Genomic DNA, 21856 nt, shown 5'->3' with positions numbered 1-21856 from the left:
TTCGAGGATTGACCGACGGTTGTGACAGCCATCATACACTCGAAGTTTCTCATTGCGCATCATTTGTTTACCTGAGGCGCGAAGGCGCGGGCCCCTCAGGCGATCGCAGAGGCGCCCCGCTCCCCCGTCCGGACGCGGACGGCGTCACATACGTCAATGATCCATATCTTGCCGTCGCCGAAGCGGCCCGTGCGCCCGCCCTCTTCAATGGCGGCCATGACGCCGCCCAGGGCGTCCTCGTTGACCAGCACTTCCAGCCTCATCTTGGGCAGCAGGTCGGAGTTGTATTCGGCGCCCCGGTAGACCTCGGTGTGGCCGCGCTGCCGGCCGTAGCCACTGGCCTGGCTCACGGTCAGGCCGTTGACTCCAAACCGCTCCAGGGCCGCGCTGACGGCATCGACCCTGTCCGGCCGGACGATGGCCGTGACGAGCTTCATGTCGACACCTTGCCGCGAACGGCCTCACTTTCGGACTGGGCCGGAGCCTGGGCCACTACGGCATCAGCCTTGGCGTGCGGGTCGCCGGGATGGAAGCTGCCGCCGACCATGAGGAGCTCGTAAGCCGTCTCGGCGTGTTCGGTCACATCGATGCCGGAGAGCTCGTCAGCCTCGGAGACGCGCATGCCGATGGTCTTGTGGATCGCGAAGCCGATCAGCGTGGTCATGACGGCGCTCCACGCCGTGACAATCAGCGCGGTGAGAATCTGCGGCCAGAACTGCGCCAGGCCACCGCCGTAGAACAGTCCGCCGCCGGTCTTGGCGGACGGAAGTGCGAAGAACCCCAGAGACAGGGTGCCCCACAGGCCGCCGACGAAGTGCACGGCCACGACGTCCAGGGAGTCGTCCAGCCCGATCTTGAACTTCAGCCCGACGGCGAGCGCGCACACGACCCCGGCGACGGTGCCGATCAGGATGGCCCCGATGGGGTCCACGAACCCGCAGGCCGGGGTGACGGCCACGAGTCCCGCGACGGCTCCCGAGGCGGCGCCGAGCGAGGTGGCATGCCCGTCCCGCAGCCGCTCCACGAACAGCCAGCCCAGCAGGGCGGCGCTGGTGGCAAGCAGCGTGTTGGTCCAGGCCAGGGCGGCCGTGGCGTCGGCGGCGAGTTCCGAACCGGCGTTGAAGCCGAACCAGCCGAACCAAAGGAGTCCCGCCCCAAGCATGACGAACGGCAGGTTGTGCGGGCGGATGTTGGGGTCCTTCATGAAGCCGAGACGCTTGCCCAGCACCACCGCGAGCATGAGCCCGGCAATGCCGGCGTTCATATGAACCACCGTGCCGCCGGCGAAGTCCAGGGCCGAGATCTTGCTGCCGATGATGCCGGTGGGCCCGAAGATGCCGCCGCCCCACACCCAGTGCGCGATCGGAGCGTAGACAAGGGTGACCCAGAGGGCGGCAAAGAGGAGCCAGGGTCCAAACCGGACGCGCTCGGCCACCGCCCCGCTGATCAGCGCCACGGTAATGATGGCGAACGTGGCCTGGAAGCCGATGAACACCATGTCCGGCAGGCCGGCCGCCTTGGAGCCAATGCTGGCGGTCAGCCCGCTGAGGCCGAAGTTGGTGAAGGGATCGCCGACGAAGCCGCCCAGCGTATCCGGGCCGAACGCCATCCCGTAGCCCCACAGGGCCCAGACCACGGCCACCACGCCCATGGCGCCGAAGCTCATCATCATGATGTTGAGGACGGATTTCATCCTGACGAGCCCGCCGTAGAAGAAGGCGAGCCCGGGGGTCATCAGCAGGACGAGGGCGGACGCGGTGAGCATCCACGCCGTCGATCCGGGGTCAAGGGCCTGGGGATCTACATCCATTCCTACTGCAAGAACAGAGAAATTCATCGCGGGAGCCTTCCTCGAGTGCCGGCGCTCCGAGGGCGCCGATTAGGCGAGACCATGTGACGTTCTTGGGACTGTTGGACGTCCCCCCGCAGATGACGCTACCCACGGTGTGTTTCAGGAAGGCGTACCTCTTTTTGCGGGCACGTTACGGGATGGGCCCGGGCATGAATTTGCCGTTTCCGGCAGATTGCCGGAATGTGACGTAAATCTCACCACGGCCCAGTGGCGGTCAGCTGTACTTGAGGCTGAGGAGCAGGCGCTTGAGCTGGCTGTACTGTTCCGTGGTCATCCAGGTCCGCGCGGCGTCGACGGACGCGAACGCGGGACTGCCGAAGAGCACCTTGGCTTCGGCTCCGCCGTTGGGGAACTGGACGTGGGAGTAACCGGCGTCGGTGACTCCGGGCGCGAAGTCGCGTTCTTTGCGGACCCCCATGTGGAAGTCCGACTGGTCGGCGAAGGAATCAAAAGCGAACCCGAAGGCAAGCTGCTCGCCGTCCACGTCCTTCAGCCCCGGAACCGGGGCGGCGTCCAGGACAGTGCGGGCTACGGGACCGGATGCGCTGCTTGCGCTCGTGCTGCTGGTGACGGACGCCAGCTCGTTGCCCGTGGCGTCTGCAATGACGGCCTGCACGCCCCGCAATTTGGCGGCGTTTTCGGCCGAGCCGACCATCCGGATGGACCAGTTGCTCGGGTACGAAAAGGACAGGTGCCCGTCCGGGAAGGTGAAGGTCTTCACGCCGGCCACTGCACTGGCAGTCGGCGCGGCACTGGCGGTCGGCGCCGCGGCGGTGGGGGTGGGTGCCGGCGTGGCGGCCGTGGCGGTGGGCTCGGCCGATGCGGCGGGGCCGGACTCCTGCTGCGTCGGGGCGGTCGCTGCGGCGCTGGCCGGGCCCGTCTCGCCGGCCTTCTGGCCCGCCGCGGCGCAGGAGCTAAGGCCGAGGGCGGCGGCGAGCGCGGCGGCCACTGCCAGCGACGGAAAGACGTTCTTGCGGTTCATGGAATCCCCCAGTTGATGACGCGAGCGGCTTAAGCTCGTCCTGTATGTTTCCGGCTTGGCCATGGTGGTTACTTCCGGAACGGTCATTTCCGTGGTTGTGGCCTTACCTGCTGGCAGCCGGCACGAGCACCCACAGGACCTCGACGGCGTCGTCCGTGGGGTTGACCCAGGTGTGGGGTTCCCGGCCCGGGAACGTCACGGTGTCCCCGGTGCCGAGCTCGAATTCCTCGTTGGTGAGGATCAGCCGGATGCTGCCTTTGACCACATGCAGGACGTCGACATCGCAGTCCACGGCATAGAGTTCGGACTCGCCACGGCCGCGGGGCTCAATCACGGCCTGGATGATCTGGACCCTGCGCTCGGAGCGCGCGGTCAGCAGGCGCTCGACGATCCCCTCACCCCCGAGCGAGATCCGCGGGCCCTCGTTCTGCTTGGTGAGGTGGGTTTCCGGGGCGGCGAAAAGGTCGCCGATCGAGATCGACAGGACCTGGCACAGGGTCACCAGCGAGGCGACCGAGGGCGAGGTGAGGTCCCGCTCGACCCGGCTGAGGAATCCCTTGGTGAGCCCGGTGGCGTCGGCGACCTGCTCTATGGTGAGCCGCTGCGACTGCCGGGCGGCGCGGATCCGCGAACCGATGGCAACGGGAACGTTGCTCGGTTCAACTGGTAGAGCCTTCATCTAGGAACCTTTCACGGCCGGCCGCTTGGCCCCATCATTGGAGCAATCCTAGCGGGAGCGGGGCTTCGTGACGCGGATGCGGCGGCGACGCGCATTGCGCCTTGACTGTTACCGGAATCACAACATACCCTTTGGCAACATGTGTTGCCTATTGGGCAATCTATTCGGCAACACCGGAGGGTCCGACGGACATCCTCCTCCAACCACGTCACGCAGCGTCAGTCTTGCCAAACGCATCGTTGAGGCCCGGCAATGCCCGCGCACGCTGCCAACCCGCTCCAAGGAGCCCTTTTATGGACGCAAGTTTCGTCAACATCGCCATTGTGGTGGTGTATCTGCTCGCCATGCTGGCGTTCGGATGGTGGGGCAAGTCCCGCACCAAAAACAATAGCGACTTCCTCGTCGCCGGCCGCCGCCTGGGCCCGTTTCTCTACACCGGCACCATGGCCGCCGTCGTCCTGGGCGGCGCCTCGACGGTCGGCGGCGTGGGCCTGGGCTACAAGTTCGGCATCTCCGGCATGTGGCTCGTGGTCGCAATCGGCGCCGGCGTCCTGCTGCTGAGCCTGCTCTTCGCCAGCACCATCCAGAAGCTGAAAATCTACACCGTCTCCCAGATGCTGACCCTGCGCTACGGCAGCAATGCCACGCAGACCTCCGGCATCGTCATGCTCGCCTACACGCTCATGCTCTGCGCCACCTCCACCGGCGCCTACGCCACCATCTTCGTGGTGCTGTTCGGCTGGGACCGCGCGCTCGCGATCGCCGTCGGCGGGGCAATCGTGCTGATTTACTCGACCATCGGCGGCATGTGGTCCATCACGCTGGCCGACCAGGTCCAGTTCGTCATCAAGACGGTCGGCATCTTCCTCCTGATGCTGCCGTTCACGCTCAACGCCGCGGGCGGTTTTGAGGGCATCCGGGCCCGTGTTGACGCCAGCTTCTTCCAGATCGACGGCATCGGCGTCCAGACCATCATCACGTATTTCGTGGTCTACACCCTCGGCCTGTTGATCGGCCAGGACATCTGGCAGCGTGTGTTCACCGCCAAGACGCCTGAGGTGGCCCGTTGGGGCGGCGCCACGGCCGGCATCTACTGCATCCTCTACGGTGCGGCCGGCGCCCTGATCGGCCTCGGCGCCCGCGTCGCGCTGCCGCAGATTGACGTCAAGGCCCTCGGCAAGGACGTTGTCTACGCCGAGGTCGCCACCCACCTGCTGCCCATCGGCATCGGCGGCCTCGTGCTTGCCGCTGCCGTGGCCGCCATGATGTCCACCGCCTCCGGCGCCTTGATCGCGGCCGCCACCGTGGCCCGCGCCGACGTGCTGCCGTTCGTCGCCGGCTGGTTCGGTAAGACCGTCAACACCGACGACACCGACAACCCGGAGCACGACGTCAAGGCCAACCGCATGTGGGTCCTGGGCCTCGGCGTCGTGGCGATCGTGATCGCCATCATCACCAAGGACGTCGTCGCCGCCCTGACCATTGCCTACGACATCCTTGTGGGCGGCCTGCTCGTGGCCATTCTCGGCGGCCTGGTGTGGAAGCGCGGCACCGGCGTTGCCGCCGCGGCGTCCATGGCAGTCGGCTCGGTCATCACGCTCGGGACCATGATCATCCTGGAAATCAATGCCGAGGTTCCGCTCGACGGCATCTACGCCAACGAGCCGATCTACTACGGCCTCGTGGCCTCGGCGGTCGTCTACATCGCGGTGTCGCTGCTGACCAAGCCGACGGATCCTGCAGTCATGCAGAACTGGCACCGGCGGGTCGCCGGCGGCGCAGCCGAGGAGGAACAGGCTCCTGTCCTGACCCACTAAAGTCCTGATCGCGAGCGACCAGGTTAAGAGCTAACCAGATTAGAGCCCGACGGCGGCGCTCCCCTTTCCGGGGGCGCCGCCGTCGGGCTTTAATCCGCTCAGAGGATAATGCATTCAGACGTTAATGCATTCAGACGTTAATGCACGCAGAAGTTAATGCACTCAGAAGTTAATGCACTCAGAAGCGGGCGGGGGAATCACTCATTTTCCTCGGGTTCCAGGAATTCCTCGCCTTCCAGCGGCACTACCGGTTTCTCATCGCCCAGAAAGTCCTCCGCGTCCAGGGGAACCAGTCGGTCGGCCTCTTCGAGGAGCTCTTCCTCCTCAGTCTCCGCGCCAGCACTCACGGGTGCGTCCTCGGCGTAGTCGTAGGCGGGATCGGATTCGAGGGAATCCCGGGCCGGCTGGATTGGGCTAGAGCCGATGTTGTCCATGGCAACCTCCGTGTGACTTCGGTGGCGGCAAGGGCCCCGGAGAGCCTGCCCTGGGTTTCATTCGAGCACCGTGTGCGCGGCCGGTCAAGGGCTGGCAATCGCTTCCGGAAACTATGAGCGGGCGGCCCCGCCGGAGCCCGCCGGTTACGGGGTCCCTAAACTTTCCGCTGAGGGCGGCCGACCGGAAACGCGCGGAATTACGCGGTACTCTGGAGTCGCAATGGGGCCGGACCATGCCCGACCAAACCCAGGAGTTTTTTCGTGTCTCAGCACACCGAATCGGACCACAACGATTCTCAGCAGCATCCCCCGACACACGCCTCTTCGGTCCATAAAGCGGACCCGCGCCCTGCCCCGCCGCAGGCCTCCTCCGAACCGGGCGCCGCTCCAAGCTCCGGTCCCGGCTCGACGCACGGCACGACGAACGGCACGACGGCAAGCGCCGCGGACATCAAGCGCTGGCGCCAGTATCTTGCCGATGAGCGCGCCGAGGCCGCCGTCTACCGCGATCTTGCGCAGAACCGCAGCGGCGAGGAGCGTGCCATCCTGCTCGCCCTGGCCGAGGCCGAGGGACGCCACGAGGCGCACTGGCTCCAGCTGCTGGGCGAGCACGCCGGCAAGGACCGGCATGCCTCGCTCCGGAGCCGGTTCCTGGGCTTCCTGGCCCGCCACTTCGGCTCGGTCTTCGTCCTGGCCCTGGCGCAGCGGGCGGAGAGCCGTTCCCCGTACGCGAACGACCCGTCCGCCACGCCGGCCATGGTCGCCGACGAGCAGATCCATGAAGAAGTGGTCCGCGGGCTGGCCACCCGGGGCCGCAACCGGCTGGCCGGAACCTTCCGGGCCGCGGTCTTCGGCGCCAACGACGGGCTGGTCAGCAACCTGTCCCTCGTCATGGGCATGGCGGCCTCGGGCGTCGGAAGCCAGGTGGTGCTCCTCAGCGGTGTCGCCGGACTGCTGGCCGGTGCGCTGTCCATGGGAGCCGGCGAATTTATCTCCGTGCGTTCACAGCGCGAGCTTCTCGCCGCCACCCGTCCCACCCAGATCACGTTGGCGGCGGCTCCGCTGCTGGACATCGAGCACAACGAACTCCTGCTCGTGTACCTGGCGCGCGGCATGTCCCGGGAGGCCGCCGAACACCGCGTCGCGGAGCGCATGGGCCTGCTGGACTGCGACTGTGATCCGAGCCTGTCCCTGCAGCCCGAACTCCCGGAAACCGAGGACCAGCATGAGGCCGTCGGCACCGCGTGGGGCGCGGCGGCGTCGAGCTTCTGCTTCTTTGCCTCCGGCGCGGTTGTGCCCATCATTCCTTTCCTGCTGGGCATGACAGGGATTGCCGCGCTGGTAGTGTCAGCCACGCTCGTGGGCCTGGCCCTGCTGCTCACCGGCGGCGTCGTGGGCCTTCTGTCCGGCACCTCCCCCACCACGCGCGGGCTGCGCCAGCTGGCCATCGGCATGGGCGCCGCCGGCGTTACGTACCTGCTGGGCATGGTGTTTGGCGCCGTGGTCGGCTAGTGGAAAGTCCCGAATTCAGGGACCGCGGGCCGCGGCACAGCCGCCCCGCCACGGCGCTGCGGGTGATCAGAAACCTTGCCGCCGCTGCCGTGATCGCCGGCGCGGCCTTCCTCGCGGCCGGGCTCATCTACGGCGACCCCCGGTTCACGGGGCTTTTTGAGGTCTCCCGCGGAGCGGGGCAGAACACGGGTCACAACGCCGGGCAGAACCCAGGACACAACCAGGGCGCCGACCCGAAGGCGGCGCCCCGGTCCGGCCGGGAATCGGGCCAGCCCGCCGTGCCGGCCGGAGAGTCCCGGGCGGACACTCCCCCGCCCGGGATTGAGGAGCAGGACAATCCCCTCGGCTCGCCCCGGAAACCCGAAACCGCCAGCACCTCGTACAAGTTCCTCGCAACGAACGAGGACGGCAGCCCGGTGGGCTACTCGCCGTGCCGGCCGCTGCACTACGTGGTCAATGCCGCCCTGGCTCCCCCGGGTGCCGGACGGCTGGTAGACGACTCGATCCGGACGATCTCGGAGGCCACCGGGATCAGGTTCATCAATGACGGGCCCACAAGCGAGCTCTCCTCGCCTACCCGTGAGCCCTACCAGAAGGAGCGCTACGGTGACCGGTGGGCGCCGCTGCTGATCGCGTGGACCACGCCGGAACAGGCGCCGCAGCTCAAGGGCCCGGTGATCGGCACCGGGGGCAGCACCCACTTCAGTTTCGGCGACGGCCCCAAGAGCTTCGTCACCGGCAGCCTGGAACTGGACGCCCCGCAAATCGCGGAAGACCTGGACCGGACCCAGGGTGCGGCCTACGCCACGGCCGTCATCCTGCACGAACTCGGCCACGTGATGGGCCTGGAGCACGTCGATGACCCGGCCCAGCTGATGTATCCGGAAATCGGATCCCCCGACGGGCTGGCAGCCGGCGACCTTAACGGACTGTACGAGCTCGGCCACGCCCAGTGCCGCAAGGACCTGTAGCCGGATGACGCGGTCTCGTTAGCGCGACAGCACGTCGAGCGCTTCCTCCACGGTGTCGACCAGGAAAATCCGGCCCTCCATCCGCCGGCCGGAGGCCAGGCTCTGCAGGAGAGGCCATGCCGGGAACCGCCGCAGCCAGTGCTCCTGCCCCACGAGGACCATGGGTGTGATGGTTTCCGGGGCGCCGTAGTAGTTCTCGCAGGCGTCCTGGAAGATCTCCTGCACCGTGCCGCCGGATCCCGGCAGGAAGACAATGCCGCCGTTGCAGAGCTCAAGCAGGACCGCTTCCCGGATGGCGTTCGCGAAGTACTTGGCCACATGCGTGGCGAAGAAGTTGGGCGGCTCATGGCCATAGAACCACGTGGGAATCCCCAACGACGGCGTCCCCTCCGGGTGGCGTTCGACGACGTCGGCGGCCGCCCGCGCCCACGCGGACACCGAGGGGAGGAAGGACGGTACCGCGGCAAGGTCGGCCAGGGCCCGGCGGAAATCCTGCTCCGGGGCCTCGCTGAGGAAAGCGCCCAGATTGGCGGCCTCCATGGTCCCGGGGCCGCCGCCGGTGGCCACCACACGGTTGTTCCGGGCCAGCAGCCGGCCCAGCAGGGCGGCCTCTTCGAAGAGGGCCGTGCCGCGGCGGGCCGCATGGCCGCCCATGACCCCCACCATCGTTCGGCCCGCGCAGAGGTCCGAACGGGTCAGATCATCGAGGGCATTGCCGATCGAGTGGTCATGCAGCGCCGCCGCCAGGGTGGCCTCGAGCCGGTGGCGCTGGCCGGGCCCGATGCTCCACTGGTAGATCCGCGCGTCGAGCATGTCCTCATAGCGTGACGTGGCGATCCCGGCATACAGTTCCTGCGGCGTGTAGAGCTGGCCGCGGTACGGGTTGAAAGGTACAGCCTCGAGCCGGGGAAAGATGAGGGCGCCCCGGCTGCGCAGCGAGTCCTCCGCGCCGCCGTCGAACGTGCAGCCCAGGAAGATCGCGCCTTGCGGGTCCAGCGCCTCCAGTTGGGCCCGGCGGCCGCGGAGGTCCAGCGACTGGACGTGCCAGCCCTGCATGCTGCGGGCCCCGGCCGCGATCAGCCGGTCGAGGCCCGCAACGCTCTCGACCTCCAGGGTGCGGGGGCTGGGATACAGGCTGCGGGTGGCGCTCATGGAGCCAGCCTAGACCGTGATCGGGATGCGCCGGGGAATCGGCGACGGCACGGTTCCGGCAGGGCCTTCCGCCCCCGTTGCGCCGTCACGCGTGGCGGCCTGTTCCAGGGTTCAGGTCCACAAGTGATGACGCAACGGGGGCTGCGGCTACCGGCCGGTCAGGAGACGACCGGTAGGAGACGGGCGGTCAGGAGACGGGCGGTCAGGAGACCTGGAGGCCGCCGTTGATGTCATACGTGGCCGCGGTGATGTAGCCGGCGTCCGGGCCGAGCAGGAAGGCGATGAGGGCCGCGACTTCTTCGCGGCTGCCGACCCGTCCCATCATGATGCCCTCCGACATCTGCTCTTTGCGTTCCTCGCTCAGCGTGCCGCCCATGATGTCGGTGTCGATGGGTCCGGGGGCGATCGCGTTGACGGTGACCCCGAATTCTCCCACCTCGCGGGCCAGGGCACGGGTGAAGCCGATGATGCCGGCCTTGGACGCGCTGTAGGCCACCTTGGAGTAGGTGCCGCCGCCGCGCTGAGCCGAAATCGAGGAGATGCTCACGATCCTGCCGAGCCTGCGCTCGATCATGCCCTTGAGCACGCGCTGGGAGACGATGAAGGATCCGCGCATGTTGATGGCGAAGACCTTGTCCCATTCTTCGACCGTGGTTTCCATGAACGGCGTCGGGGAACTGATCCCGGCCAGGTTGGCCAGGGCCACTATGGGGGGCAGCGAGCCCTCGATTTCGGTGATGGCGCGGTCCACCGACGCGGCGTCGGAGACGTCCGCGCCGACGCCGATGGCCTTGACCGCCCGGTTGGACCCGATTTCGGTGGCAGCGGCGCTGGCGTCCTCGGCATTGATGTCCAGGATCGCGATGGACCAGCCCTCGCTGGCCAGGCGGTCGGCGGCGGCGCGGCCGATGCCGCGGGCCGACGCGGCGCCGGTCAGGACCACGGTGCGTTCAGCGGGGAAAGGGGTAACGGTTGTCATGACTCGGGTTTCCTTCTGGGAGTTCGGGGTTAGGAGACTTTGGCGGGATCGACGGCGGCCGCCGCTGCGACAGCGGGGTCAAGGGCGGCATCGCCTTCGGGGCGCTTGCGGGCGTAGAAGTAGGTGGCCACCGCGGTGATGCACAGGCAGAGGGAGAGGAACAGCAGCCCGCTCTGGTTGCTGCCGGTAGCGTCCTTCAGGAGGCCGACGGCGTACGGGGAGATGAAGCCGCCGAGGTTTCCGAGGGAGTTCACCAGGGCGAGTCCGGAGGCCGCGGCCGCGCCGGTGAGGGCGGCGGAGGGCATCGAGAGGAACGGGGCGATGGCGCCGTAGATCCCCATGGCCGAGACCGTCAGGCCGATCATCGCCAGGACGGGGTTGACGGGCAGCAGGTAGCCGGCGGCCAGAAGTCCAGCGCCCGCCAGGACCATGCTGACGGCGGCGTGCCAGGCGCGTTTGCCGGTCCGGTCTGCGCGCTTGCTCCAGAAGTAGACGAAGACGGCGGCCACGGCATAGGGGATGAAGACGATGAAGCCGATCTCGGCAGTGGAGAACTTGCCGAGGGCTGCGACGATGGTGGGCATCCACAGGCCCAGGCCGTAGATCCCGCACACCAGGCCGAAGTACAGGGCGGAATAGACCAGGGTGCGCTTGTCCTTGAGACCGGCCAGGAAGCTGTGCTTGCCGGACTGGGATTTGGCAGCCAGTTCGGCGTCCATGGTGGCGGTGAGCCAGTTGCGCTCGTCGGCCTGAAGCCATTTGGCGTCCCGCGGGCGGTCCGTCATGAGGATGGGTGTCAGGAGGCCCAGGAGGATGGCCGGGATGCCTTCGATGATGTAGAGCCACTGCCAGCCCTGGAGGCCCATGACGCCGTCCATCTGCAGGAGGAGCCCGGAGACCGGGGCGCCGAGTGCATTGGAGACGGGCTGGGCGAGGATGAAGATGCCCAGCACTGTCACGCGCTGCGCGGCGGGGAACCACAGCGTCAGGTAGAACAGGATCGCCGGGAAGAATCCGGCCTCGGCGGCGCCCAGCAGGAAACGGACGATGTAGTAGGTGCTTTCGCCGTTCACCAGGCACATGGCGGTGGCGAAAATGCCCCACGTGATCAGGATGCGGGCCAGCCACTTCCGGGCGCCGAACCGGTACATGCCTGCGTTGCTGGGAACTTCGAGGAGGGCGTAGCCGAGGAAGAAGATGCCGGCGCCAAGGCCATAGGCGGCGGCGTTGAGGCCGATGTCCTCGCTCATGGTGAGCTTGGCGAATCCGACGTTGTTGCGGTCCAGGTAGGCAACGAAGTAGAGCAGGACAATCAGCGGCATGACGCGGCGGCGGACCTTGCGGAGCGTGCGGTCACCCAGTTCGCCGAGTCCGGAGGACTTGGTGTTTAGCAGAGTCATCATCGACCTTCTTATGTGCAGTTCCCGCCGGCGGCCTTGCCGGGACGGGAATCGTGGGTATGTGGGAGAGGTCCTGCCCGCCGCTGGGGTTGGGCTTTGGCTTGGCTTGGCGTGGGCCGGGGCGTGGCGTGGGCTGCGGGAATCAGGATCAACCTTTGAGTCAGATGTCAGACATCTGACTCAAGAACTAGGCACGAGCTTAGGATGTGATCCGGATTACGTCAAGGGGCCGCAGGCGGACGTCAGGCCTTGGCGCCGCGGACGTAGCGTTCGTAGTCGGCGTTGGTCTGGTCCATGTGCGCGTCCATGGCCTGCCGCGAGCGCTCGGCGTCGCCGCTCAGGATGCTGTCCAGGACCCGCTGGTGGTAGTCGATGGCGTGCTCCTGGATGATGTCAACCGCCGACGTTTCGCGCCGCGTCATGTACAGCAGCTGGCCCAGCTGGGCGAACAGGGCGCGGACAAAGGGATTGCCGGAGGCCCTCAGGACGGCGTCGTGGAAGCCAATGTCCGCCTCCACGAAGCGGTCCAGGTCGCCGGACTCGTGGAACCGCTTCATGTCCTGGATGCATTCGCGCATCCGTTCGGCCTGTTCGGGGGTATAGCGGGTGGCGGCAAGCGCGGCCGCCCCGGTTTCCACCATGCGGCGCATCTCGATCAGGCCAACCGAGACTTGATCGGCCGCGTTGCCGTGCGAGGCTGCCTTGAAGATCGCGTCCAGGCCCGTCCAGTTGTCCGTGGGATTGACGAAGGTTCCCCTGCCGGCCTTCACGTAGAGGATGTTTTGCGCGCGGAGCGCCTTGAGGGCCTCGCGCACGGTCAGCCTGCTGACGCCGTAGGCCTTGGCGATGTCGGCCTCCGGCGGAATGGCGCCGTGGGGCTGGAGCTTTCCGTCAAGGATTTCGGTCAGCAGGCCGTCGACGAGATCGTCGACCAGTGTCCTGCGGCCCATCCCAGTTCCTACCTTCAGTCGCGGTTCATGCTCTCATCCACATTACCCAAGCCGCCGTGCGCAGCCATGTAGGCGTCGAGCTTGGCCAGCGTTTGATCCAGGTTGACCGGATGGCGGCGCAGGTAGCCGGCCAGCCGCAGGAGGCTCTTGCCGCGGACGCGCCGCGCGTCCCATTGTTCGGTGACCAGGGTGCCGGCGGTGCCGTCCGGGCCTGTTGCCGGATCGAGCAGGTAGCGCCACACGTGGCCGTAGAAGTGCCGCCACGCGATCCGGTGGCCTTCCTCGAACTCGCAGACCCTGTTCAGGATCTTGTAGTTCAGCCGCATTTTCATTTGCATGCCGAACTTGGCGCCGAGGTACAGCCGTCCCGGTCCGCGCGGCTGCGCACCCTTCACGGTGTCCGAACCGTCGATCTCGCTGTGCAGGGCCGGCGTGGCAAGCACGTCGAAGATGGCATCCGGGGCGGCGGCGATGAATCTGCTGCGGGACACGAGATAACGGGCATTCATCTGGCAATCCTAGTCCGCGGATCGTGTTGCAGAATGAAGGATGCAGACTTCCCCCAGCGGCCTGGGCAACCGCCCCCGCATCGGCGTTCCTATCCGCCTCACTAGCTCCGCCGATCCCGACCCGCGCGTTGCGGCAGCCAACGGATTGTTCGAGTACATTGTGGAGCTGCTGCGTGAGGGCGGCGGAGAACCAGTGCTGCTCACCGCTGCCGGAATGAACGACGGCGGGTTCGCCGCGGCACTGGCGTCCCTCGACGGCGTCGTGCTTCCCGGCGGCGGCGACCTCGACCCCGGCCTCTACGGCGAGCCGCGAGGCGACTTCTGCTACGACGTCAGCCCCGCCCAGGACGTGCTGGATGTCGCGGTGGCGCGGCAGGCGATCGACGCCGGGCTGCCGCTGCTCGGCATCTGCCGCGGGCATCAGCTGCTTAATGTGCTCTACGGCGGGACGCTCATCCAGGACATGGTGCCGGGGACGGTGGCGCACCGCGAGCCCGCGCCGGTGCACGGGGCCGGCCCGTGGGCCTGGCACGAGGTGTCGGTGCAGGCCGGTTCCAAGGTGGCCGCCCTATACGGCGGCGAATCCGGCGGCGTGAGGGTGAAGATCGCCTCCGGCCACCATCAGGCCGTGGCCCGGGTGGCCGGAGCACTGACGGTGACGGCCACGGCCGAGGACGGCACGGTCGAGGCGCTGGAGGATCCGAACCGCTGGGTGGCCTCGGTCCAGTGGCACCCAGAAGCCCTGGAACTGCCCGCCGGCGAGCGGCTCGCCCCGTTCAGGGCCTTCGTCGAGGTGTGCCGGGCCGCCGCTGAGCCGGACGCCTCGAAACTGGCTGGTCGCTCCCAAACCCAGGCGCATCACGCCAGATAGCCGGAACCCCCGGGGCATTTTGGCCCCGGGGGTTCCGGTTCACTGCATTGCATTGCAGCCTGCATTCCATCCCAGGCCAGCGCTCCCGCACGAGGCCTGGGCTCAGCTGGCGACGCTGACCGCCACGCGGACAGGGACGCCGGTGGCCAGCGATTCCTGCGCGGCATCGGCAACCCGGGAGGCCGCCACGGCGTCTTCCGGCGTGCAGGGATTCTCCCGGCGGCCAAGGATCAGTTCGACGAAGGCAGCCATCTCGGAGCGGTAGGCCTGGTCGAACCGCTCGGCAAACGTCTGGTGCGGCTTCCCCGCCGGGAAGGTGATCCCGGCTTCCGCGGAAGCCAGCGCCGTCTTGTCGTCCAGACCCACCATCAGCGAACCGCGGGAGCCCTGGATTTCCAGCCGGACGTCGTGGCCGGCCCCGTTGTAGCGGGTGGCCGAGACCGTTCCCACGGTGCCGTCGTCGAACGTCACCAGCGCGAGGGCCGTGTCCACATCGCCGGCTTCACCGATGGCCGGGTCCCCGTTATTGGAGCCCTTGGCGTAGACCTCGACGATTTCGCGGCCGGTGAGCCAGCGCAGGATGTCGAAATCGTGGACGGAACAGTCCCGGAACAACCCGCCGGAGCTGGCGAGGAACTCGACCGGGGGCGGCGTCATGTCGCATGTGACGGCACGCAGGGAATGGATCCAGCCCAGCTCGCCGGCCTGGTAGGCGCGGCGGGCTTCCAGGTATCCGGCGTCGAACCGGCGCTGGTGCCCGATCTGGACCACTCCCTGCCGGTCCCGGATGTAGTCGAGCACCGGCAGGGCGTCGGCCACGTTCAGGGCCACCGGCTTTTCGCAGAACACCGGGATCCCGGCGTCCACGCCGGCCTTGATGAGTTCGGGGTGGGTTCCGGTGCCGGTCGCGATGACAAGGCCGTCCACGCCGGAGGCAAGCAGGGCCTCGACCGTGGGCAGGAATTCGGCGCCAAGACCGGCTGCCACCGTCCGGGCATGCTCTTCGGCGACGTCCGTGAGGCGGAGGCGCACGTTGATCCCCTGCGGGTTCAGGACCTCGTTGAGGGCCGCGATGTTGTTGGCGTGCATGACGCCGATGCGCCCCACCCCGACAAGTCCGAGGATTACGTCTTTCATACTTCTACTCTCGTGTTTAGTGCGGGCACGGCGGATGCGGCCCGGAGGGACCCAAATGCTTCAGGGACGGGACAGCCGTTACCCGTAGGTCTTGCCGGTCGTCTGGGCCACGTCGGCGACTTCGCCCTGGACTTCTTTGACGATGTCGCCGTGGCCGCCGAGTTGTTCGAGTTCGTGGGCGAGTTCGGCGAGTTCGGCGCCGCCGGCCATTTGGGCGGTGAGTTCGTCCAGGGTGATGTCTTTCTTGTCGTAGTAGCCGATCGATTTGCCGCGCTTGAGCAGCAGGAAGCGGTCACCGACGGGGAAGGCGTGGTGCGGGTTGTGGGTGATGAAGATGACGCCCAGGCCGCGGTCGCGGGCCTGCAGGATGTAGCGCAGCACCACGCCGGACTGTTTCACGCCCAGGGCCGCGGTGGGCTCGTCCAGGATCAGGACCTTCGCGCCGAAGTACACGGCGCGGGCGATCGCGACGCACTGGCGTTCACCGCCGGAGAGCTGGCCGATGGGCTGTTCGACGTCGCGCAGGTCGATGCCCATCGCGGCGAGTTCCTTGAGTGTGATCTCCTTCATCTGCTCGACATCCATGCTCTTGAACGGGCCGAAGCCCTTGGTGAGCTCGGAGCCGAGGAAGAAGTTCCGCCAGATCGGCATCAGCGGCACCACCGCGAGGTCCTGGTAGACGGTCGCGATGCCCACATCCAGCGCGTCACGGGGAGAGGTGAATTTCCGTTCCTCGCCCATGACCTTCAGGATCCCGGCGTCGTGCTGGTGCAGCCCGGCGATGATCTTGATCAGGGTGGATTTGCCCGCACCGTTATCGCCCAGGACGCAGGTGACGCGGCCGTTGTCCACGGCCATCGTGACATCGGACAGGGCGATGATGTTGCCGTAGTGCTTGGCGACCCCGTCGAGGGAGAGCAGGTGCACGGGGGTGTGGGTGAGCGGGTCTTTTTCGTTTTGCAGCAGGGTCTGCTGGTCGATCTCTTTGGCATTCATGGTTCCCGGGGCCCCTTTACTTCAGTTCCGAGCGGCGCTTGACGATGAGGTTGACGATGGTGGCCAGCAGCAGCATCAGGCCCAGGAAGAACTTGAACCAGTCCGGGTTCCACTGGGCGTAGACGATGCCCTTGTTGGCCATGCCGAAGATGAACGCGCCGATCGCGCCGCCGATCGCCGAGCCGTAGCCGCCGGTGAGGAGGCAGCCGCCGATGACCGCGGCGATGATGTAGAGGAACTCGTTGCCCACGCCTTCACCGGACTGCACGGTGTCGAAGGCGAAGAGGTTGTGCATGCCCAGGATCCAGGCGCAGAACCCGACGGCCATGAACAGGCCGATCTTGGTGGCCTTGACCGGCACGCCCACGGCGCGGGCCGCGTTCGCGTCCCCGCCGACGGCGAAGATCCAGTTCCCGACGCGGGTCCGCATCAGCACCCAGGTGGCGACCGCGACGAGGAGGAACCAGTAGAACACGGTGATTTTGACGTCGACGCCGCCGATGTTCACCGAGGAGGCAAACACCGCCCGGGCCGAGGCGAAGCCGTCCATGGACGAGATGGAAGGCGAGGACACGGAGCCGCCAATCAGGCGGGTCAGGCCCAGGTTCAGGCCGGTCAGCATCAGGAACGTGGCCAGGGTCACGATGAAGGAAGGCAGCTTGGTCTTCATCAGGATCCAGCCGTTGATGAAGCCGATCGACAGCGAGACCACCAGGGCCAGGCCGACGCCGACCCAGACGTTCGTGGTGAAGTACCAGCTGAACAGGGACGCGGTCAGCGCCGAGCTGATCACGGCGACGCCGGTGGAGAGGTCGAACTCCCCGCCGATCATCAGCAAGGACACCCCGACCGCCATGATCCCGATCGTGGAGGACCCGTACATGATGGTCGCCAGGGCACCGGGCTGGGTAAACGTCGGGGACACCAACGCAAAGAAGATGAAGAGGACGATCGCGCCAACCAGGGCACCGACCTCGGGACGTCCCAGCAGCTTCTGGAACGGACTGCGCTTGGCGACGCGCTCATCGGGCGCCGGTGACTTTGTCTTTGTCTGGGTGATGGTCATGTTAATTCTCCTTGCTGCCGGGCCGGCGCGAGCCGGCCCGGCCAGCGGGCTGTTAGCGGATACCCTGCTCGGCGAACTTCAGGACATCGGCCGCATTTGATTTGTCGACGATCGCGGGTCCCGTCAGGACCGGCTGGCCGCCGCCGATCTTGAATCCACCGCGCTTGTTCTGCCACAGCGCATCGACTGCGCCGTAGCCCTGCAGCCATGGCTGCTGGTCCACCGTGAACAGGACAGCGCCATCGACGATCTTCTGCGCCAGTTCCTTGTTCAGGTCGAAGCTGGCAACCTTGGCCGAACTTCCGGCGGTCGCCACGGACTTCAGGAGGGTAAGGGTGATGGGAGCGCCCAGCCCGATGATCACGTCAGCGTCTTTGGAAGCCTGCAGCTTTGCGGTCGCCGTCGACTCGACCGAGGTCATGTCCGCACCGTTCACGTACAGGATCTCCGTCCCGGGTACCTTGGCCTTCACACCGGCACACCGAGCTTCGAGTCCCACGTGCCCCTGCGCCTGGATCACGCAGATTGGGTGCTTGTAGCCGTCATCGGCCAGCTTGGTGCCCACGGCCTGACCGGCGAGTTGCTCGTTGGAGCCAAAGTGGGTGAATGCTCCCAGCTGGGAGGAGACTGATTCGCCGGCGTTCAGGCTGACAATCGGGATGCCCGCGTCAGTGGCCTTCTTCAGCGAGTCCTTCAGCGCGTCCGGCGTGGCCAAGGTTACGGCGATGCCATCGACTTTCTGATCGATGGCCTGCTGGATCAGCTGCGACTGCCGGCCGGCTTCCGGATCGCCCGTGTACAGCAGTTCAACATTGTCCTTCGCTGCCGCTTCTTCGGCGCCCTTGCGGACGGTGTCCCAGAACGTGTCACCGGCCGGAGCGTGGGTGATCAGGGCAATCTTGATCCGGGGCGTCGAAGCGGCCTGGCCTCCACCAGCCGCGTTGCCTGTGTCCGCGGGCTTGCCGCCGGTGCTGGAACACGCGCTCAGGGCCAGCATGGGTACAACGGCCGCCACAAGGGTCGCTTTCCGCCACGAGAACTTGGTCACGATCAATCTCCTTCGATTCCGGGCCACGCCGTCCGCTTCATCGCGTCGGTCTGTGAGCCATCTACCACCGATCATGGTGACTTCAATCACAGATGTCAATAGTTTGTCCTGACATTAGGATGTTTTGACGTAACGCTACGCGATGGAAATGCCGCATTCGTGGGCTTGACCAGCGCAAAGCCATCCACCTGCCCCCTACTCGCGCCGCTTCCCTCAATGGCCCTTGGCTCACTATTGCCGCCCTGCTACTATCAGAAAAAGGCAGTATGTCCTATCAAGCGAACATGCGCCTGACATACGCGGACAGGCCGGCACTTCGGCCACCGCGGAGCACAAGGGAGCACGCCCCGTGGCGAATCAACTAAATCTGCAGATCGACCGTTCTTCCCCGGTACCCCTGTACCACCAAGTGGTACAGGGTATCGAGGCTGCGATACACACCGGGCTCCTCGAGCCTGGCAGCCGGCTGGAAAATGAGATCGATCTGGCCGCCCAGCTCAACCTTTCCCGCCCCACGATGCGCAAGGCCATGGATGAGCTCGTCCGCTCCGGCCTCCTGGTCCGCAAGCGCGGCGTAGGCACCCAGGTGGTATCCAGCCAGGTCCGCCGCCCGCTGGAACTCTCCAGCCTCTACGACGACCTCAGCAACAACGGCAGCAAGCCCACCACGGATGTGCTCAGCTTCTCCCATATTGAAGCCGACGCGGCGATCCTGAAAGCACTGCAGCTCCCCGCCGGCGCCAAGGTCTACCACTTCACCCGGCTCCGGAAAGTGGGCGGCAAGCCTCTGGCTTTGATGGAGAACTGGGTACGCGACGACATCACGGCCCTCGACGAGGCGACCCTGGCATCGCAGGGTCTCTACGGCATCCTGCGCAACGGCGGGGTGAACTTCCGCCTTGCCTCGCAGCGTATCGGCGCAATGATCGCCAACGATTACCAGGCACCGCTGCTCGAAACCACTCCCGGCTCCGCCCTCGTCACCATGGAGCGCACCGCCGTGGACGACACCGGGCGGATGGTGGAAACCGGCCACCACGTCTACCGGGCAGATTCCTACAGCTTTGAGATGACACTCGTTCAGAGATAGGCGATCAGAGATAACCGCTCAATTCTGGGCGCCTCGAGATTGGCGTTTGTAATCAACGTTCAGATCTAGGCGCTTCAGAAAGGCGGTCACGGGCGGTCGCTCAACCACGGGCTCCGCCGCTCCAACTCCGCACACACGCGCCGCTCTCCGGCGCGACAACGAAAGGGCAGCTTCCATGGCCAACTGGGTCTATCCGCTCGGCACCGCCGCCGAAGGCAAGTGGGACATTTCCATCGGAACCTCCGATTCCGGACTGGAGGTGGACGGCTGGGCACACACCGGGCTGAAAGTCGCCACACTGACGGCCGGCGGCGCCGTCGGACTGGACGCGGCGGCGGAGGAACGCATCGTGATCCCGCTCAACGGCTCCTTCGTGGCAACGGTGGACGGACAGGATTATCCCCTGGCCGGCCGGGACAACGTCTTCAGCGGCCCCAGCGATGTGCTCTACACGGGAACCGGCAAAGCTGTCACCATCACCTCGGCCGACGGCGGACGGGTGGCGGTAGCCACCGCCCCGGCCAAGGCCTCCTACCCGACGCGCCTCATCACGGCCGCCGAGACGCCGGTGGAGCTGCGCGGGGCGGGCAACTGCTCCCGCCAGGTCCACAATTTCGGCACCCCCGCCGCGCTCGAAGCGGACCGCTTCATCGTCTGCGAGGTCCTCACCCCGGGCGGCAACTGGTCCTCCTATCCCCCGCACAAGCACGATGAGGAAAAGGACGGCGAGACCAACCTCGAGGAGATCTACTACTTCGAAACCCGGGTCACTCCCGGGGCGCCCGCGCGCCCCGGCGCCGACGACGCCATCGGCTACCAGCGCGTCTATGCCTCCGACGAGCGGCCCATCGACGTCGCGGCCGAAGTCCGGACCGGCGACGTCATCCTGGTGCCCTACGGCTGGCACGGGCCGGCCATGGCCGCCCCCGGTTACGACTTGTACTACCTCAATGTCATGGCCGGCCCGGGCCCGGTCCGCGAGTGGCTCATCAGCGACGACCCGCACCACGGCTGGATCCGCCAGACGTGGGAGGGCAAGGACCTGGACCCGCGGCTGCCGTTCGGCCGGTAGATGCCGCGGAGTGACGCGAGGGCGGCCGAGTAGGCGGCCACCGCCGGCCCGGCTACGGCCGGGTCAGCTTCAGCTGGACCGGCTTCAGCTCGGCTTCGGCCGGGCCGTTAGGCCGGCTGCAGCTCAGTCTCGGAATCCGTCGTGGAACTCTCGACGTCGGCCGGCCGTCCGGCGTCGTGCTTCCTGGCAGCGGCTGCCGCGAACGCCATCACCGCCAGGCCCAGCAGGGTAATTCCGGCGCCGGCCCAGATCGGCGAGGTGTAGCCGAGGCCGGCGGTGATGGTGACGCCGCCCATCCATGCCCCCAGGGCGTTGCCTACGTTGAAGGCGCCGATATTGGCGCCGGAGGCCAGGGTGGGCGCGCTGCTGGCATACTTCATGACGCGCATCTGCAGCCCGGGAACGGTGGCGAAGCCGAAACCGCCCAGGAGCACCATGGAGGCGATGGTCATCGGCTGGTTGCCGGCGGTCAGGGCGAACACCACGAGCACCACCACCAGGACGGCGAGCACCACGAGCAGGGTGCGGTCCACGTTCTTGTCGGCTGCCTTGCCGCCGATCGTGTTGCCGACGAAGAGTCCGACGCCGAAGAGGATCAGCAGCCACGGGACCGTGGTGGCGGAGAAGCCTGTGACCTCGGTCAGGGTGAACGCAATGTAGGTGAAGGCGCCGAACATGCCGCCGTAGCCGAGGATAGTGACCAGGATAGAGAGCCAGACCTGCCCGGACCGGAAGGCCCGGAGCTCGCCGCGCAGGCCGCCAGAGGCAGAACCCGCGGCGGCGTCCCCTGACTCTGTTTTGGGGACCAGCGTTAGGATGCCGGCCAGGGCGAGGACGCCGATCACCGTGATCGCCCAGAACGTGGAGCGCCAGCCCGCAGCCTGGCCCAGCATGGTCCCGAACGGGACGCCCAGCACATTCGCCGCCGTGAGGCCGGTGAACATGATCGCGATCGCGCCGGCCTTCTTGTTCGGCGCCACCATGCTGGCGGCCACCACGGCGCCGATACCGAAGAAGGCACCATGCGCCAGCGCGGCGATGATCCGGCCGATCATCATGATCGAGTAATCCGGTGCAAGCGCCGAGACGAGGTTGCCGGCAATGAAGAGCATCATCAGCACGGCCAGCACGGGCTTGCGCTCGAAGCGCGTTACGGCAGCGGTGAGGCCCAGTGCCCCGACAACGACGGCGAGCGCGTAGCCGGAGATGAGCCAGCCCGCAGTGGCCTCGGTGACGTGGAAGTCTGCGGCCACTTGCGGCAGCAGACCCATAATGACGAACTCGGTGAGTCCGATGCCGAACCCGCCAAGGGCGAGGGCTATCAGGCCAACAGGCATGG

Annotated in this window: 21 protein-coding genes; 6 read left to right on the top strand and 15 right to left on the bottom strand. The window is 66.9% G+C overall.

Annotation, left to right across the window (positions count from 1 at the left end; translation table 11 throughout):
- Positions 1-95: 95 nt before the first annotated feature.
- From LDO15_RS04390 to LDO15_RS04375, 4 genes are all read right to left on the bottom strand, one after another.
- Entirely contained in the window at positions 96-437 is a 342-nt protein-coding gene (locus tag LDO15_RS04390) for a P-II family nitrogen regulator (RefSeq protein WP_223984381.1), read from the bottom strand.
- The gene (locus LDO15_RS04385) at positions 434-1837 is read right to left on the bottom strand and encodes an ammonium transporter (RefSeq protein WP_223984380.1); all 1404 of its coding nucleotides are present in this window, start codon (positions 1835-1837) and stop codon (positions 434-436) included. Before LDO15_RS04385 ends, LDO15_RS04390 begins: the two co-directional genes overlap by 4 nt.
- A gap of 229 nt (positions 1838-2066) precedes the next feature.
- Positions 2067-2834 (bottom strand): hypothetical protein, encoded by a 768-nt coding sequence (locus LDO15_RS04380; RefSeq protein ID WP_223984378.1) that lies wholly within the window; start codon positions 2832-2834, stop codon positions 2067-2069.
- 103 nt (positions 2835-2937) lie between these two features.
- Positions 2938-3513 carry a cupin domain-containing protein gene (locus LDO15_RS04375; RefSeq protein ID WP_223984375.1) on the bottom strand — a complete coding sequence of 192 codons (576 nt, stop codon included), beginning with the start codon at positions 3511-3513 and terminating at the stop codon, positions 2938-2940.
- A gap of 293 nt (positions 3514-3806) precedes the next feature.
- Here LDO15_RS04375 and LDO15_RS04370 point away from each other — a divergent pair, with 293 nt between their 5' ends.
- Positions 3807-5330 carry a sodium:solute symporter gene (locus LDO15_RS04370; RefSeq protein ID WP_223984371.1) on the top strand — a complete coding sequence of 508 codons (1524 nt, stop codon included), beginning with the start codon at positions 3807-3809 and terminating at the stop codon, positions 5328-5330.
- Positions 5331-5527: 197 nt separating this feature from the next.
- Here the strand turns inward: LDO15_RS04370 and LDO15_RS04365 are convergent, their stop codons facing one another.
- Positions 5528-5764 carry a hypothetical protein gene (locus LDO15_RS04365; protein WP_223984368.1) on the bottom strand — a complete coding sequence of 79 codons (237 nt, stop codon included), beginning with the start codon at positions 5762-5764 and terminating at the stop codon, positions 5528-5530.
- 261 nt (positions 5765-6025) lie between these two features.
- Here LDO15_RS04365 and LDO15_RS04360 point away from each other — a divergent pair, with 261 nt between their 5' ends.
- Complete coding sequence (locus LDO15_RS04360) at positions 6026-7276, top strand: VIT1/CCC1 transporter family protein (RefSeq protein ID WP_223984364.1); 1251 nt, start codon at positions 6026-6028, stop codon at positions 7274-7276.
- A gap of 56 nt (positions 7277-7332) precedes the next feature.
- Positions 7333-8247, top strand: a complete 915-nt coding sequence (locus tag LDO15_RS04355; RefSeq protein ID WP_223987070.1) for a matrixin family metalloprotease — start codon at positions 7333-7335, stop codon at positions 8245-8247.
- A gap of 18 nt (positions 8248-8265) precedes the next feature.
- Here LDO15_RS04355 and LDO15_RS04350 read toward each other — a convergent pair whose 3' ends face one another.
- From LDO15_RS04350 to LDO15_RS04330, 5 genes are all read right to left on the bottom strand, one after another.
- The gene (locus LDO15_RS04350) at positions 8266-9399 is read right to left on the bottom strand and encodes a Rossmann fold nucleotide-binding protein (RefSeq protein WP_223984361.1); all 1134 of its coding nucleotides are present in this window, start codon (positions 9397-9399) and stop codon (positions 8266-8268) included.
- A gap of 202 nt (positions 9400-9601) precedes the next feature.
- Positions 9602-10378 (bottom strand): SDR family NAD(P)-dependent oxidoreductase, encoded by a 777-nt coding sequence (locus LDO15_RS04345; RefSeq protein WP_223984357.1) that lies wholly within the window; start codon positions 10376-10378, stop codon positions 9602-9604.
- A 29-nt stretch (positions 10379-10407) separates the two neighbouring features.
- Positions 10408-11778: an MFS transporter gene (locus LDO15_RS04340; RefSeq protein WP_223987068.1), complete on the bottom strand. Its 1371-nt coding sequence runs from the start codon at positions 11776-11778 to the stop codon at positions 10408-10410.
- Between the two features lie 242 nt (positions 11779-12020).
- Positions 12021-12728 (bottom strand): FadR/GntR family transcriptional regulator, encoded by a 708-nt coding sequence (locus tag LDO15_RS04335; protein WP_223984354.1) that lies wholly within the window; start codon positions 12726-12728, stop codon positions 12021-12023.
- 14 nt (positions 12729-12742) lie between these two features.
- Positions 12743-13237 carry a polyketide cyclase / dehydrase and lipid transport gene (locus LDO15_RS04330; protein ID WP_223984351.1) on the bottom strand — a complete coding sequence of 165 codons (495 nt, stop codon included), beginning with the start codon at positions 13235-13237 and terminating at the stop codon, positions 12743-12745.
- A gap of 40 nt (positions 13238-13277) precedes the next feature.
- Between LDO15_RS04330 and LDO15_RS04325 the strand changes: the two genes are divergently transcribed.
- Positions 13278-14108 carry a gamma-glutamyl-gamma-aminobutyrate hydrolase family protein gene (locus LDO15_RS04325; protein WP_223984348.1) on the top strand — a complete coding sequence of 277 codons (831 nt, stop codon included), beginning with the start codon at positions 13278-13280 and terminating at the stop codon, positions 14106-14108.
- A 102-nt stretch (positions 14109-14210) separates the two neighbouring features.
- Here the strand turns inward: LDO15_RS04325 and LDO15_RS04320 are convergent, their stop codons facing one another.
- The 4 genes from LDO15_RS04320 to LDO15_RS04305 all read right to left on the bottom strand — a co-directional run bounded on the left by LDO15_RS04320 (position 14211) and on the right by LDO15_RS04305 (position 18355).
- Positions 14211-15245 (bottom strand): Gfo/Idh/MocA family oxidoreductase, encoded by a 1035-nt coding sequence (locus tag LDO15_RS04320; protein WP_223984345.1) that lies wholly within the window; start codon positions 15243-15245, stop codon positions 14211-14213.
- Positions 15246-15323: 78 nt separating this feature from the next.
- Positions 15324-16241 (bottom strand): ATP-binding cassette domain-containing protein, encoded by a 918-nt coding sequence (locus tag LDO15_RS04315; protein ID WP_223984342.1) that lies wholly within the window; start codon positions 16239-16241, stop codon positions 15324-15326.
- Between the two features lie 16 nt (positions 16242-16257).
- Complete coding sequence (locus LDO15_RS04310) at positions 16258-17307, bottom strand: ABC transporter permease (RefSeq protein WP_223984339.1); 1050 nt, start codon at positions 17305-17307, stop codon at positions 16258-16260.
- Positions 17308-17359: 52 nt separating this feature from the next.
- Positions 17360-18355 (bottom strand): substrate-binding domain-containing protein, encoded by a 996-nt coding sequence (locus LDO15_RS04305; RefSeq protein WP_223984336.1) that lies wholly within the window; start codon positions 18353-18355, stop codon positions 17360-17362.
- A gap of 349 nt (positions 18356-18704) precedes the next feature.
- On the opposite strand from LDO15_RS04305, the gene LDO15_RS04300 reads away from it, so the two are divergent.
- Together LDO15_RS04300 and iolB are read left to right on the top strand one after the other, a co-directional pair.
- Positions 18705-19445, top strand: a complete 741-nt coding sequence (locus LDO15_RS04300) for a GntR family transcriptional regulator (protein WP_223984333.1) — start codon at positions 18705-18707, stop codon at positions 19443-19445.
- Positions 19446-19620: 175 nt separating this feature from the next.
- A complete protein-coding gene (gene iolB / locus LDO15_RS04295; RefSeq protein WP_223984330.1) occupies positions 19621-20517 on the top strand; it encodes a 5-deoxy-glucuronate isomerase in 897 nt (298 codons plus the stop codon).
- Positions 20518-20624: 107 nt separating this feature from the next.
- Here iolB and LDO15_RS04290 read toward each other — a convergent pair whose 3' ends face one another.
- Entirely contained in the window at positions 20625-21854 is a 1230-nt protein-coding gene (locus LDO15_RS04290; protein WP_223984327.1) for an MFS transporter, read from the bottom strand.
- Between the last annotated feature and the right edge of the window lie 2 nt (positions 21855-21856).

The organism is Arthrobacter sp. NicSoilB8 (genome assembly GCF_019977355.1).
Lineage (GTDB): Bacteria > Actinomycetota > Actinomycetes > Actinomycetales > Micrococcaceae > Arthrobacter.
Note: the sequence above shows the minus strand (reverse complement) of the source record. Positions and strands in the feature narration are given on the sequence as shown.